Origin of the sequence: Neptunicella sp., from assembly GCF_048268085.1 — a bacterium.
Taxonomy (GTDB): Bacteria; Pseudomonadota; Gammaproteobacteria; order Enterobacterales; family Alteromonadaceae; genus Neptunicella.
Genome location: NZ_JBLWWF010000009.1, coordinates 46,561 through 60,368, shown reverse-complemented (window position 1 = coordinate 60,368; position 13,808 = coordinate 46,561). Strand labels below are relative to the sequence as shown.

The following is a 13,808-nucleotide window of genomic DNA, read 5'->3' as shown; positions in this document are numbered from 1 at the left end:
ACACCAAATAATTATGCAAAAAAGTTGAATAAATATGTTTGTAGTGGCATTCTTAACGTAATCTTGATTTAACGCAATCTTAATATTAAATGAAACCGATTAATGCCAACATACGGATACAGGCGATCTCCCTATTTCAGCGACGATCCTAGCTAAAGGAATAGTTAGTCACGCTGTCTTTTTTAATTTTTCTATAATTTAACAAAACCTTATTAAGTCTGATATGAAAATAAAATCCTGTATTTTTGGTGCCAGTGGTTACGCTGGTGTTGAGCTGATTAGTTTATTGCTAGCGCATCCCGAGTATTCGCTGGAAGCTTTATTTGTATCTGAAAATAGCGCCGATGCAGGTAAAACAATGGGTGAGCTGTACCCGCAGCGCCCAGTTATGGCGGATTGGGTTTTGCAAGCTGGTACACAAGCGAAATTAAAAACGATGGCAGAGGAAATGGATGTTATTTTCCTGGCGACTCCCCATGAATTCAGCCATGACATTATGCCATTATTAACCTCGGGCAAAGCGCGGGTAATGGACTTGTCCGGCGCATTCAGAATTAAAGATCGTGACATTTTTGCCAGTCATTATGGATTCACCCATCAACATCAGCAATTACTTGAGCAGGCTGTTTATGGTTTGGTGGACTGGCATGCCGATGCATTGGCTGGCGCCAAGGTGGTAGCGGTGCCAGGCTGTTATCCCACGGCGTCTTTATTGGCACTCAAACCCTTATTCGAGAATCAATTGCTGGATAGCCAGGTGCGTCCGGTGATTAATGCGGTGTCTGGCGTCAGTGGTGCCGGACGGAAGGCCGCGTTGAACAGTAGTTTCTGTGAAGTCAGTTTACAGGCTTATGGTGTGTTGAGTCATCGTCATCAACCTGAAATTGAAAGCTGGTTGGGCACTCCTGTGATCTTCACGCCGCACTTAGGTAATTTTAAACGGGGAATTTTGGCGACCATCACGGTTAAATTAAATGCCGGTGTGACACAACAGCAGATCGATGACGCCTTTAATCAGGCTTATGCCAATAATCCGCAAATTCAATTACGCAAGACCTTCCCTAAAGTTGAAGATGTCGTCAATACCGGACGCTGTGACTTGGGGTGGAAATATGATTCTGCCAGCGGTTATCTGGTGATTTGTAGTGCTATTGATAACTTGCTTAAAGGAGCGGCTTCACAAGCATTGCAATGTGCCAACCTGAGTTTTGGTCTGGACAAAAACAGCGGGTTGCCGTTATGAGTCGCCAAGGCTTGTCACCATTGGTGATTAAAGTCGGCGGAGCCTTGTTGGATAGCCAAGAGCATCTCATCAAGTTATTTGCTGTTATTGCGCAATTGCAGCAAGTTCGGCCGATTTTGTTGGTACACGGTGGCGGCTCACTGGTGGAACAGTGGTTAACCGCCTTGGGCAAGCAATCAATAAAAATTGATGGATTAAGAGTTACTCCTCAAGATCAAATTGCGTTTGTGGTAGGTGCGCTGTCCGGTGCAGCCAATAAACAGTTAGTTGCACAGGCCAAAACTCATCAAATTAACGCTGTAGGCGTAAGTCTCGCGGATGGTGATATTGCCATCAGTCAGGCGCTCGATGCCAAATTTGGTTGCGTTGGCAGTGCACTGGGGGGCAATGGTGAGTTGCTAACGCTGTTATTGAGCAAGCATTATGTGCCAATTATCAGTTCTATTGGTTGTGATGCAAGTGGTCAATTGCTGAACGTCAATGCCGATCAAGCTGCTGTTGCCGTGGCCCAGAGTATCGGCGCGGAACTGTTATTGCTCTCCGATGTGCCGGGAGTTTTGGATGCTAAGCGTGAGTTGATCCCCAGTTTAAATGGCGAAAAAATTCAACAGTTGATTGAACAACAAGTGATCCTTGATGGCATGGCTGTTAAGGTGAACGCCGCATTAGCAACCGCTAATTTAATTGGCAAACCGGTCATTATCGCGGGCTGGAAGTCACCGGAAAAACTGGCTGAACTCAGTCAAATCGAGGCGGTGGGAACCACAATCTACCCCGATGCGAATAATCAAATTAACGTCAGTGTCAGCGCTGAATCAGTGAAGGAGAGTTAAATGCAGCAAGGTTTATTAACGTTCGCCGAACACAGCGCAGAACAGATCAACCAATTACTCAATCTAGCCAAAGATTTTAAGGCTAATCCGGCCAAATATAGTCAGGTATTAGCCGGTAAATCCATTGTGGGATTATTTGAAAAGCCATCTTTACGTACTCGCGTCAGTTTTGATATTGGGATCAATAAACTGGGTGGTCATTTTGTCTATCTGGATTGTCAGGATGGTCAGTTGTCCGGTCGTGAAACCCTCAAAGATATCGGCGGCAATCTGGCTTGTTGGGCCGATGGTATTGTGGCTCGAGTATTTAAACATCAAACCTTGCATGAGCTGGGTGCCGGTGCCGATATTCCGGTAATTAATGCCTTGTGTGATTTGTACCACCCCTGCCAGGGTTTGGCGGATTACCTTACCCTGAGCGAAGCCTTTGGTGATGTTAAAGGTTTGAAGATCGCTTATGTAGGTGATGGCAATAACGTCACTCACTCACTCATGATCGTCGGAGCTATTTTAGGCTGTGAAGTAAGAGCGGTTTGCCCTGAAGGGTATTTCCCCGATCCAGCCATGGTAGCCAAAGCCCAAGAACTTGCCGCTAAGCATGGTGGCAAAATATCCGTCAGTAGCCAGATTGAAGACTTGAACGGCGTTGATGTACTTTACACTGACACATGGATTTCCATGGGTGATAACACTAAGCTGGAAGAAATTGAACAGGCCTTTATGCCTTATCAGTTAAATATGTCGCAGTTCAATCAATCCGGTGCTAAATATGTGCTGCATTGCCAGCCCGCGCATCGCGGACAAGAGATTACCAGTGAGTTGATGGATAGCGGCTATTCATTATTATTGCAGCAAGCTGAAAACAGAATGCATGCACAAAACGCCATATTAATTAGTTTGTTTAAATAAGAGAGAAATTTCGTGACTGCACAATCAATCAAAAAAGTTGTTTTAGCCTATTCAGGCGGTTTGGATACCTCGGCCATTATCCCGTGGTTGAAAGAGAATTATGACTGTGAAGTAGTGGCGTTTGCTGCCGATGTGGGCCAAGGCGACGAAGAGCTGGAAGGCCTGCGCGAAAAAGCCCTGGCGACCGGTGCCAGCGAATGTTACATCGTTGATCTTAAAGAAGAATTCGTCCGCGATTATATTTACCCCACTATTACTACCGGTGCGGTGTATGAAGGCCAATATTTGCTGGGCACGTCAATGGCACGTCCGGTTATCGCCAAAGCACAAGTGGAAATCGCCCGTAAAGTGGGTGCCGACGCACTGTGTCATGGTTGTACTGGTAAAGGTAACGATCAGGTGCGTTTTGAAGGGGCATTTGCGTCACTGGCGCCTGATTTAACCGTGATTGCTCCATGGCGTGAGTGGGATATGCATTCCCGTGAAGATTTATTGGATTATCTGGCCGAACGCAAGATTAAAACGTCTGCGTCAGCCACCAAAATATACAGCCGTGATGCTAACGCCTGGCATATTTCTCACGAAGGTGGCGAGCTGGAAGATCCGTGGTGTGAGCCATCTAAAGGCGTGTGGACCTTAACCACCGATCCGGAAGATGCACCCAATACCCCAGAGCGCATTATGCTCAGCTTTGAAGCCGGTAAATTAGTCGCTATCAATGATGAAAAACTTAGCCCTTATCAGGCACTGGTGAAACTAAACAGCTTAGCCGCACCGCATGGTGTCGGTCGTATCGACATTGTTGAAAACCGTTTAGTGGGAATGAAATCCCGTGGTTGTTATGAAACTCCAGGCGGCACCGTATTAATGGCCGCTTATAAAGCACTGGAATTATTAGTGCTGGATAAGCGTTCCATGCAATACCGTGAACAGCAAGCCATTGAGTTTTCTCACTTGGTATATGACGGCCGCTGGTTTACGCCATTATGTAATGCCATGTTAGCCAGCGCGGCAGAATTTGCTGCCAAGCTAACTGGTGACATCGTGGTTAAATTGTATAAAGGTCAAGCCACGGTAGTGCAACGTCGCTCACCGAACAGCTTGTATTCTGAAGATTTTGCTACCTTTAGCAAAGATGAAGTCTATGACCAGAAACATGCCGAAGGTTTCATTCGTTTATTCAGCTTGTCGAGCCGTATTCAAGCGCTGAAAAACCAGAACGGTAAAGTCTAATGGCGTTGTGGGGAGGACGTTTTCAGTCCGGCAGCAGCGACATGTTCAAACAGGTTAATGATTCACTGCCGTTTGATCAGGTGATGGCCAGCCAGGATATTCGCGGCTCGATTGTCTGGTCACGGGCTATTGCTAAAGCCGGAGTGCTCACCAGTGATGAACAGCAACAGCTTGAACAAGCTCTAAATGAATTGTTGGCCAAAGCCGAAGCCGGTGAACTGGATTTTGCCAACTCACCGGAAGAAGATATTCACAGTTTTGTCGAAGCGGCACTGACAGACAAGCTCGGTGATATTGCGCGTAAGTTGCATACCGGCCGTAGTCGTAACGATCAGGTTGCCACCGATTTTCGCCTGTGGGTGCGTGAGCATTGCGAGCAACTGCTGAATGATTTACAGCAATTGCGCGCCTCGTTGGTCAATACCGCCAAGCGCAACGAAACAGTGATATTGCCCGGTTATACCCATTTGCAGCGGGCGCAGCCGGTCCGTTTTCCCCATTGGTGTTTAGCCTACGTGGAAATGTTCAAACGCGATATTAGCCGCCTTGAAGATCTTACCCAGCGTTTAAACCAGTGTCCGCTTGGCAGCGGTGCTTTGGCTGGCACCACTTATCCAATTGATCGTCAGGAAATTGCCGAGCAGTTGGGGTTTGCCAGCCCGTGTGTCAATAGTCTTGATGCAGTATCGGATCGTGATTACGTGCTGGAGCTACTGTTTGTTGCCAGTACCAGCATGATGCATATGTCACGTATGGCGGAAGATTTGATTTTCTTTAATTCCGGTGAATCCGGTTTTATTCGTCTGGGCGATCATGTCACCTCGGGCTCTTCGTTAATGCCGCAAAAGAAAAATCCGGATGCCCTTGAGCTGATGCGTGGTAAATGTGGTCGGGTATTCGGCAGCTTGCAAGGGTTGCTGGTTACTATGAAAGGGCTACCGCTGGCGTATAACAAAGATATGCAGGAAGACAAGGAAGGCGCCTTTGATGCCGTCAACCAATGGCATATCTGTTTAGTGATTGCCAGCGAAGTGGTGGATAGTATTGAACTGGATGCCGAGCGCTGTGCACAGGCCGCCAAAGAAGGTTATGCCAATGCCACTGAATTAGCCGATTATCTGGTGGGCAAAGGTGTACCGTTTAGAACCGCTCATGATATTTCCGGTCAGGTGGTATTAGCCGCGTTAGCGGCTGGTAAACCCATTGAAGACTTGTCGGTCAAGGAACTGCAACAATATTCTGATTTAATTGAAGATGATGTTTATCCCATTCTTCAACTGGAGTATTTAGTCGACAAGCGCAATATTCTCGGTGGAACCGGTGTTGAACCAGTGAGTGCCGCCTTGCAACAAGAATTGGCGGCTATCGCGGCCCGTTAAATTAATTAAGTGGAAAAGGAAAGTAGCTAGTGGGCGGATCTCATCACGAAAGTGTTAAATTATTTCGTCATTCGGCACCATACATTAATTCACATCGGGGCAAGACGTTTGTCCTGATGTTTGGTGGTGAAGCTGTCGAGCATGCCAATTTTGCTAATATCATCAACGATATTGCGTTGTTGAATAGCTTGGGAGTTCGACTGGTATTAGTCCATGGTGCACGTCCACAAATTGATCAGCGGGTGGCATTGCGTAACATGCCGCTGCGTTTTCACGATAATGTTCGCCTCACCGATAAACAGACCATCGAATGCGTTAAAGATGCTGCTGGCTCAGTGCGGTCACAGATTGAAGCGCTGTTGACCATGGGACTGGCAAATTCGCCCATGCATGGTTCGCAAATTCGGGTTTGTTCCGGCAATTTGGTGGTGGCCATGCCAATTGGTGTGCGTGATGGTATCGACTTTGAGCATACCGGTTTGGTTCGTCGTATTGATGTGCATGGTATTAACGATCATTTAAATGATGGCTCGATTGTGTTGCTTGGCCCTATGGGTTATTCGCCGACAGGAGAAGTATTTAATCTGTCTCATGAAGATGTGGCGACTCAGGCGGCCATTTCATTAAATGCCGATAAACTGATCGTGTTTTCCCAGCAGGAAGGGGTACTGGATCAGGATGGTAAACTCATGCGTAATATCGAGAGCCGTCAATTACAGGATTTGCTGGATAATCCTTATTATTATGAGCAAACCGGTATTCTAAGTGCTTTTTCTGCCAGCCTTGCTGCGGGGATCCGCCGTTGTCATTGTGTCAGTTATGAAGATGACGGAGCGTTACTGCAAGAACTGTTTACCCGCGATGGAGCAGGCTCGCTCATTTCGCAAAATTATTACGAGCAATTACGTGGCGCGACCATCGATGATGTCGGCGGGATCCTTAAATTAATCAATCCGTTGGAAGAAAAAGGCATTCTGGTTAAACGCTCGCGGGAATTGCTAGAAAATGAAATCGGCTGTTTTACCGTGATTGAGCGGGATGGCACTATCATCGCGTGCGCTGCGTTGTATCCTTATTATGACGAAAAATGTGCCGAACTCGCCTGTGTGGCTACCCATCAGGATTATCGTGGTGCTAACCGAGGCGAGCGATTGATGGATGCGATTTGCGAAAAAGCTCAGAATATGGGGCTTGACCGTATTTTTGTACTCACCACCGTCACCGGCCACTGGTTTCGTGAATACGGCTTTTTGCCTTCCACTATCGATGAACTGCCAGATGGTAAAAAACGTTTATACAACTACCAGCGTAACTCCAAGGTATTGATGCTCAACCTGGATTGAGGTGTCCGCAATTCAACCTGTCGGGTTGAAAAACGGCATCTGATATTAAATACTGGTCGTTAATAAATCTCACAATTGGATAAGGTCAACACGCCCTAATGAATATTGAAAAATGGGAAGCCACCAGAACAAAAGGTAAAAAGCGTTTTATTTGGATTAACGGATTCATTGGATGGGGAATTACCACGGCCGTGTTATGGTCGTTGATAATGCAAATTATCCAGCCCCAGGACGAGATATGGGTTCGCCCTTTGATTGCTTTGCTGCTTTTTCCTTTAGGTGGTTTGGTTTGGGCACATTTTGTATGGCAGGCGACAGAAAAGAAGTATCTAAAAGATAAAGATACCCCATCATAACCAGCCGGTTATCGACAGCCGTTATTATTGTTTGTCGCGTACAGCCAAGATTTCTCAGTGGCTAAATAGTTGATAGTCAAATCTATTCCATTAAATGCTTGAGTCATCTAAGATGAACTTTAATGTTCAGTTGTGTGGGAAGTATTGTATTTAATGTTGTTAAATTTTTTGCGTCCCAACCATTTATCTCAAAAAATGTTACGCGTGGTTTTTTCTATTTATTTAGGCGTAACCTGTCTTATCACTGGCACGCAGTTTTTGACCGAATACTTAAAAACCCAACATTCCATTTCAAGTGAGTTAAATCAGTTACAGGCCACAGTGCGGGATCCTATTGCGGCTAGCTTGTGGCAATACAATCAGACTCAGCTGGATGTGCTGGTAGACGGTCTGGTTAAAATGCCTATTATCCAAGGCGTCGATGTTTTTGATCAGGATGGCAATAGTATTGTTACTAACCGATCTTACGCCCCAACTGACCGTCCTCTGTCAGTTTTTAGCGTAAAATCCGAATTAAGCTGGACACTGATGGGTAAAAAAGTCCTGTTAGGTTCATTGGTTCTATATTCATCGTCGCAAGTCATTTTTGATCGTGTTTTGTTTGGTTTTTTGTTGATTGCACTAACGGCCATCATCAAGTTGTCGTTGTTGTTTTGGCTGTTTGTCTGGGCCTTTGATCGCTATTTGGCTCAGCCGCTAAAAACATTGATGTCGCAAGTGGAAGAGGTACAACTGAACCACAATGCCAGTCAACGGATCCATTTACCGGACATTGAAAACAATGAACTCAAACAGCTCCAGGAGCATATGAACAAGATGCTCGGTGCGATCGAGAAGGATAAGCAACGGTTATTGGAAGACGAGCAGGAAAAGCGCAACTGGTTAGAAGATGCCGTTACTGAGCGTACCGCAGAATTACAAGTTTTGAACGACAAGCTCAAAAATCTGGCTACCAGAGATTCATTAACCGGAACATTGAATCGAGGCAGTTTTTTTGAAACCGCAGAACATATGCGGAAACTGGCGCAACGCCAACAATCTTCGGCCTCGTTTGTATTGATGGATTTGGATCACTTTAAGCGGATAAATGACACTTATGGCCACTTTATTGGTGATCAGGTACTGATCCATTTCACTAAAACCACACAGTCATTTTTGCGAAAATCGGATCTGCTTGGTCGATTAGGCGGCGAAGAATTTGCCCTGTTTCTTTCCGACACGGGAGTTGATGATGCTTTCTTGCTGGCCGAGAGAGTGCGAAAAGCCATTACCGATTCAACCTTGCAGATAGATGGAAAAACCGTGACTTACACGGTAAGTTTTGGGGTGGTTTGTGCTGAGCCAACCGATCAGTCAATCAGTGACTTGTTTAAACGGGCCGATTTGAAATTATATGGCGCCAAAGAGCATGGACGTGACCGTGTTGAAAGGTAAGGCAATGGAGCGGTTATTGTTACTGCTGCTGGTTTGGCTAGGCACAGCCAATATCGGTCAGGCTGCAACCTTAAAAGTGTGTTACGACCAATGGCCTCCGATGACCATCTTTCCTTCTGAAACAGCATCCGAGCGTGGTGTGGTTATCGATATGCTAGAGCAAATATACAGCGCAAAAGGTTACACACTGGAATACTATGAAGTGCCCCTGGCAAGAGGATTAGCCATGGTAGCAGACGGTACTTGCGATATGTTGCCGGAATACCTGTTTTCAAAAAGTGCAGAAACGGGGTTTGTGTATGCCAGCCAAAGCACCTTTTCCTACCCTACCGCTTTTGTTATCAGGCGTGATGATCCTTGGCGCTATAAAGGGATCCAGTCCATTCAGGGCAAGCGTATCGCTACCGGGCCGGGGTGGGATTACAGCTCCATGAGTGCCGATTATCAAAATTATATCGATGATCCCGACAACCTGAATTTTATCGAAGTGATTGCCGGTTCTGACGATGTGATCGAACGGGCCTTTCGCATGATTAAACAGCGTCGAGTGGATTTATATGCGGATAACGTGCTTGTGCTTCAATACGTCTTAAATAAGCTTAACCTGCATGATGAGCTGCAAATCGTGCATCCCGGTTTGGAAAAAAACTTGGTTGAAATGCCCATTTTTTCCACACAAATTCCGCCTCAAAAAAGACAGCAATTAATAAAAATCTGGGATGAGGGCCGTCTGGCAATCAAGGGCAACAAACAACAACAGCTACTCAAAAAGTATCGGGTAACATTCGCAGAGTAACGCTATGCTCGGTTTTATCTGTCACGTTGATAGCGGCGGTCTTTCTTGCAACAAGTAAGCTGACAAGATTTATGAAAAAAGGCAATTTGGTGCTTTTTTTGGGGGGTGAAATTTCTGAAAATAATGCGGTATTAGTTGATCTTGCAACTGGCATTATTATTGCTTTACCTATGCTAAAGAGAATGCACATTAATGGATCTAATCGAGGGAATACTATGCTCTCATCCGTTGCTGAATTAACACAAGACTCAGTACAGTTACTGATTAAACGTGGCTTAACCACCGATCAAGTGGGCGATTTTGAGGCGCTCCTGCAGCAAGCTCAACATCAATTACAGACGGAATCACAGTCGGCAAAACAAATATTACGGCAAATGTCTGCCGATGATTTAGCCGTATTGCAAAAAGCGGCCTGTCTGGCTAAGCCAATTAATATTAATAGCCTATCTAATGAAGGAGCGCAAAACCTGCTCGCCCAGCCGGATCATTCCAATATGGTCGATCTGAATAATGATGGTTTGGTTGAAATTGGTGAAGGTAAAACGATGATTTTCCCGCCGGTCAATGCCCCTGCTTCGGTGAAAGCGGCATGGGAAAAGGCTACCAATGGCATGTCTGAGAGCGATAAAATGATGGCCGAATTGAACATGCATCTGGCTGTGTATGGTGCCTATATTGACGGGGTATCGGCTAAACCCGCCGTACCACCAGACCAGCAGTGGTCAACATCAGGTTGGCAGGAATTAATGGAGCAGGTTCGTTCAGGGCTAGACTTTGCTGTCTCAATGGATGGCTGGACTGAGCATAATAAAATGCTGAAAGGATTTTATGCTCGCTTTGAGCAGGAACTGTCTTCATCATCAAACATGGTATAAACAGGTGTTGGTTAATTATTCTTTTAGAGAAAACGGGTTCAAAAACTGCCGTCTCCAAAATAGTTTGCGATCTACTTCAGTTAACTGTGCTTCGTCACATACCGATTGCCAGTTATTTTCGATAACAGACTTTTGATGCTCGAAAATCCCATAGGCTTGTTCTTTGCTGAGTAGGAAATTTGGCGCGGCAGCCAAACATGTTTTGAACTGGCTTAAATTGTTTTGTCCGATAATTCGCATGGCTTGCCCTGCTTCATTGCCTGCGCGCCCTTGGGGACAAATATCATAGGCTGGCGTTAGGCTTAAGTTTTGGCCATCCCAAAATGCAGCATGGTTTCTGGCATGATCGTCGGTGTTGCCGCACAGAATGTTAAATACTAGACGTGAGAAAAGCTCCTTGAGGGTATCTTTAGGCGCAATAAATCGATGGCGAATAATTTCGGCTAATGTCTCATAGCTGGCGTAGCGCGCCATCATATCATCCAGACCAAAAAGAGTGAGGGCAGATACTATCGACTTGCGTGTCCAGCTTTTGTCACTATTTTTTGTTGTTGTCAGCTCACGATCAAAGCGCTCTATGAGCAGTACATCTTTATTGGCCGCTTTTACTATTTTGACAGGAGCAACGTCAATATCGGCCAGTTTTGCCAGTCGCATAGCGATAAATTCTGCCTTTACGACGCTATATAAATCGTTAGTGGCCGAGAACTTGGCAATGTATTTTGTGCCATCTTGTTCGATTAATGCTTTAGGCCGCGCGCCGCCAATCGAGCTGCCATGATAAAGAGCCTGGTCTAATTCGGCTGTGAGTGGCACACCATTTTCAACACGCTCTGCTGATTGCAGCAATTCTTCCATACTGACATTTTTGGCCGAACGTGGAATATATTGAGTAGGGGTTAGTTGAAAATCTAACGCGCCAATTCGATCTGAACCGGATTCTAATAAATAGGTAAGTTCATCAAATATTGCCGTATCGGTGTTTGTACCTTTTAAGCCGAGCTTTTTGTTAATTATCACCCGACGGCCCCACGCATCGGGTGCACTATCACGGATACATCCGGGCATTTTCAATCCATCCAGATTAGCCAGTGCCCCGGCTTTTAATGGCAGTTCAGGCACATAGATAGCAATGGCGGGCGGTGTATCTTTAATACGCTCCAAGTAACTTTTACCGTAGTTAAACAAAAGGTTGTCGCCATCAGTTTCAAGCTTTCCGGCAACAACCGGCTGTGTTTCGCCGGGCAGCCAGATCCAGACATAAGCCTCTTTATAGTTATTGTTAGAAGTCATCATCGACTACCTTGGTTTTTTTACGGGCTTTTTGAGGTAGCAGAGTTAGCTTCTCTTCGGTTTGCTGGATATGTCTTGCTAAGGTAAAAGAAGACGGCTCAGCGTCAAAGAGATTAACCCCCACAATGTTCGCCACTTCAAATACAGCACCTATCTCGCATTTTAGGTCGCCTTTTTCAATACGTTGAAACATGCTTCTGGATATACCTGCACGTTCAGCCACTTCTTGGGCAGTTAATTTGCGTGCTAATCTGGCAGCACGAATGAGTCCGGCGAGCAGTGTTATTGCTTCACCGGTAAAGCGAGAGTATGAGCGTGTGACGGATTTGGGCATATTTGTCTTATATATGAGTCAATAAGTCAGTTATAGGTTTATATGTAAATCATAGGATAGATTGAAAATGAGAATTATCAAGTTGATTTTGACTTGTATATAAACCATTAAGTGCTCTATTGATTTATATATGACTCATTTTTATCTATCGGATACAGTGTTAACACTATTTTATGCGCCAGCATATGTTGTTGCATTAGGGCGATATTATGTTCAAGCAGTTGGCTGATCAGTGGTAGATTTTGCTGGCGTAAGTAGCCGATTGAAGCGTGTTGTTTGATATGTAAGTCGGGTTGATTGAGCTTTAAGTTAAGTAATTGCTCAATACCTTCTTGGCTTGGTGCTAATAATTGGTTCACTTTGGGTGTGGTGAAAGCAATTTCCAGCCCCTTGGGATCAAGATCGGCAAACATAATGACTTGGCATTGTGCTGGCAATAACGTCAATAATGTTTTTAGTCCACCACTGATGGACTTCTCATGGCCGCGATACACCACCAATGCGTTTTGTAATGCTGTCGGTAAACAGGCCAAGTGCCAGTAATCGATGATATCCAGATTTTCTACGATGATCAGTTGGCGGATATTTGCCAGATCAAGTTGCGCCACGTTAACCCGTAAACTACACCCCACTGGCAATAGGCAACTAATACCAAACGGATTTAAATCAGGCTGTTGGCTGGTAATCAGTGCCACATCATCATCGGGCTTTAGGGCGGCGAGTTTTTCATTGGCGGCAATACCGGCCATTTCCAGGCGATTAAGATCTTTTGGTAAGCCTCGCAGAAAGTTGATATTTGGGTAATCTTTTTCCAGTTCAATACGCAGTTGTCGTTTTAATTTCGAGTCAAATCGTAGCTCTTTACCGTTATCGGGGATGTCGATATATCCGCGCAACCAGTCGGCCAACTTGCCTTTGTTGGATAAATGCAGCTTGCTATGATCACAAAAGAAGCCACTTAATTGGGCAATATGGGTTTTGCTTAATGCCATCTAGCGTATTCCATTTAAGGCCCTAATCAGCCGACGCGTTAGCAGTCGACTCGATTGACTTGTTAACTTGCTTAGCCTTCTTCTTGTCTCTAACCCAAAGAACAGATCCATTTGTTTTCTTCATTTCAAATAGATCAATCGCTTGAAATAGATCACTTAGCTTTTTAAAGCCATAATTTCGCTGATCAAAGGATGCGTGATTGGATATATGAGTACCAATTGGCCCTAACATAGCCCAGCCATCATCTTCCTCAACCGCTTCAATTGCCTGCCTAAGCAAGTTAATTAATTTCGTATCACTTTTTATATTCTTTGTTTGCTTTTGGATTGGTATTTCTTTCTCGCTATCTTCGTCAAGGTAAAGAAAACGAGAACAACTATTTACAAAAGCCATTGGTGCTTTTCGTTCACCAAATCCAATTACGAATTTTCCATCCGCTAACGAACGAGTTACCAATGGAGTAAAATCACAATCCGATGACACCAAGCAAATAACATCAATGTCTTTTGTATACAGAACATCCATTACATCAATTACCAACGCCATATCTGTCGCATTCTTTCCTTTAGTAAGGTCAAATTGCTGAATTGGCTGTATAGCATACTCATGAAGCGTATCTTCCCACGGCTTCAAATTTTGATTTTTCCAGTTCCCATACGCTTTGCGAATATTGACAACACCATAGCGAGCCAACTCTGAAAGCACCTTATCTATCTTTTTTGCAGGTGCATTATCAGCATCAATGAATACTGCAATTTTTTCTTTATCTCTCACGGATGCCTCCTTG

The 13,808-nt window shown here is 45.0% G+C and carries 14 protein-coding genes; 10 read left to right on the top strand and 4 right to left on the bottom strand.

What is annotated here, in order from left to right:
• The first annotated feature begins 223 nt into the window (after positions 1 to 223).
• The 10 genes from argC to ACTD55_RS09075 all read left to right on the top strand — a co-directional run bounded on the left by argC (position 224) and on the right by ACTD55_RS09075 (position 10,401).
• On the top strand, positions 224 to 1,243 hold the full coding sequence (gene argC / locus ACTD55_RS09120) for an N-acetyl-gamma-glutamyl-phosphate reductase (protein ID WP_438864017.1): 1,020 nt from the start codon (positions 224 to 226) through the stop codon (positions 1,241 to 1,243).
• The gene (gene argB, locus ACTD55_RS09115; RefSeq protein ID WP_438864016.1) at positions 1,240 to 2,076 is read left to right on the top strand and encodes an acetylglutamate kinase; all 837 of its coding nucleotides are present in this window, start codon (positions 1,240 to 1,242) and stop codon (positions 2,074 to 2,076) included. The genes argC and argB overlap by 4 nt, the downstream gene beginning before the upstream one ends.
• On the top strand, positions 2,077 to 2,985 hold the full coding sequence (locus ACTD55_RS09110) for an ornithine carbamoyltransferase (protein WP_438864015.1): 909 nt from the start codon (positions 2,077 to 2,079) through the stop codon (positions 2,983 to 2,985).
• A gap of 12 nt (positions 2,986 to 2,997) precedes the next feature.
• Positions 2,998 to 4,218, top strand: a complete 1,221-nt coding sequence (locus tag ACTD55_RS09105; RefSeq protein ID WP_438864014.1) for an argininosuccinate synthase — start codon at positions 2,998 to 3,000, stop codon at positions 4,216 to 4,218.
• Positions 4,218 to 5,597, top strand: coding sequence for an argininosuccinate lyase (argH, locus tag ACTD55_RS09100; RefSeq protein ID WP_438864013.1), 1,380 nt, complete (start codon positions 4,218 to 4,220; stop codon positions 5,595 to 5,597). The genes ACTD55_RS09105 and argH overlap by 1 nt, the downstream gene beginning before the upstream one ends.
• A gap of 29 nt (positions 5,598 to 5,626) precedes the next feature.
• The gene (gene argA / locus ACTD55_RS09095; protein ID WP_438864012.1) at positions 5,627 to 6,940 is read left to right on the top strand and encodes an amino-acid N-acetyltransferase; all 1,314 of its coding nucleotides are present in this window, start codon (positions 5,627 to 5,629) and stop codon (positions 6,938 to 6,940) included.
• 98 nt (positions 6,941 to 7,038) lie between these two features.
• Positions 7,039 to 7,296: a hypothetical protein gene (locus ACTD55_RS09090; protein WP_438864011.1), complete on the top strand. Its 258-nt coding sequence runs from the start codon at positions 7,039 to 7,041 to the stop codon at positions 7,294 to 7,296.
• Between the two features lie 153 nt (positions 7,297 to 7,449).
• Positions 7,450 to 8,730 (top strand): diguanylate cyclase, encoded by a 1,281-nt coding sequence (locus tag ACTD55_RS09085; protein WP_438864010.1) that lies wholly within the window; start codon positions 7,450 to 7,452, stop codon positions 8,728 to 8,730.
• Positions 8,705 to 9,526 (top strand): substrate-binding periplasmic protein, encoded by an 822-nt coding sequence (locus tag ACTD55_RS09080; protein ID WP_438864009.1) that lies wholly within the window; start codon positions 8,705 to 8,707, stop codon positions 9,524 to 9,526. Before ACTD55_RS09085 ends, ACTD55_RS09080 begins: the two co-directional genes overlap by 26 nt.
• A 215-nt stretch (positions 9,527 to 9,741) precedes the next feature.
• Positions 9,742 to 10,401 carry a hypothetical protein gene (locus tag ACTD55_RS09075; protein ID WP_438864008.1) on the top strand — a complete coding sequence of 220 codons (660 nt, stop codon included), beginning with the start codon at positions 9,742 to 9,744 and terminating at the stop codon, positions 10,399 to 10,401.
• Between the two features lie 15 nt (positions 10,402 to 10,416).
• On the opposite strand, the gene ACTD55_RS09070 is transcribed toward ACTD55_RS09075, so the two are convergent.
• The 4 genes from ACTD55_RS09070 to ACTD55_RS09055 all read right to left on the bottom strand — a co-directional run bounded on the left by ACTD55_RS09070 (position 10,417) and on the right by ACTD55_RS09055 (position 13,795).
• On the bottom strand, positions 10,417 to 11,697 hold the full coding sequence (locus ACTD55_RS09070; protein WP_438864007.1) for a type II toxin-antitoxin system HipA family toxin: 1,281 nt from the start codon (positions 11,695 to 11,697) through the stop codon (positions 10,417 to 10,419).
• Complete coding sequence (locus ACTD55_RS09065; RefSeq protein ID WP_438864006.1) at positions 11,684 to 12,028, bottom strand: helix-turn-helix domain-containing protein; 345 nt, start codon at positions 12,026 to 12,028, stop codon at positions 11,684 to 11,686. The genes ACTD55_RS09070 and ACTD55_RS09065 overlap by 14 nt, the downstream gene beginning before the upstream one ends.
• A gap of 116 nt (positions 12,029 to 12,144) precedes the next feature.
• The gene (locus tag ACTD55_RS09060; RefSeq protein WP_438864005.1) at positions 12,145 to 13,020 is read right to left on the bottom strand and encodes a DUF7281 domain-containing protein; all 876 of its coding nucleotides are present in this window, start codon (positions 13,018 to 13,020) and stop codon (positions 12,145 to 12,147) included.
• Between the two features lie 22 nt (positions 13,021 to 13,042).
• On the bottom strand, positions 13,043 to 13,795 hold the full coding sequence (locus tag ACTD55_RS09055) for an NYN domain-containing protein (protein WP_438864004.1): 753 nt from the start codon (positions 13,793 to 13,795) through the stop codon (positions 13,043 to 13,045).
• Positions 13,796 to 13,808: the final 13 nt, after the last annotated feature.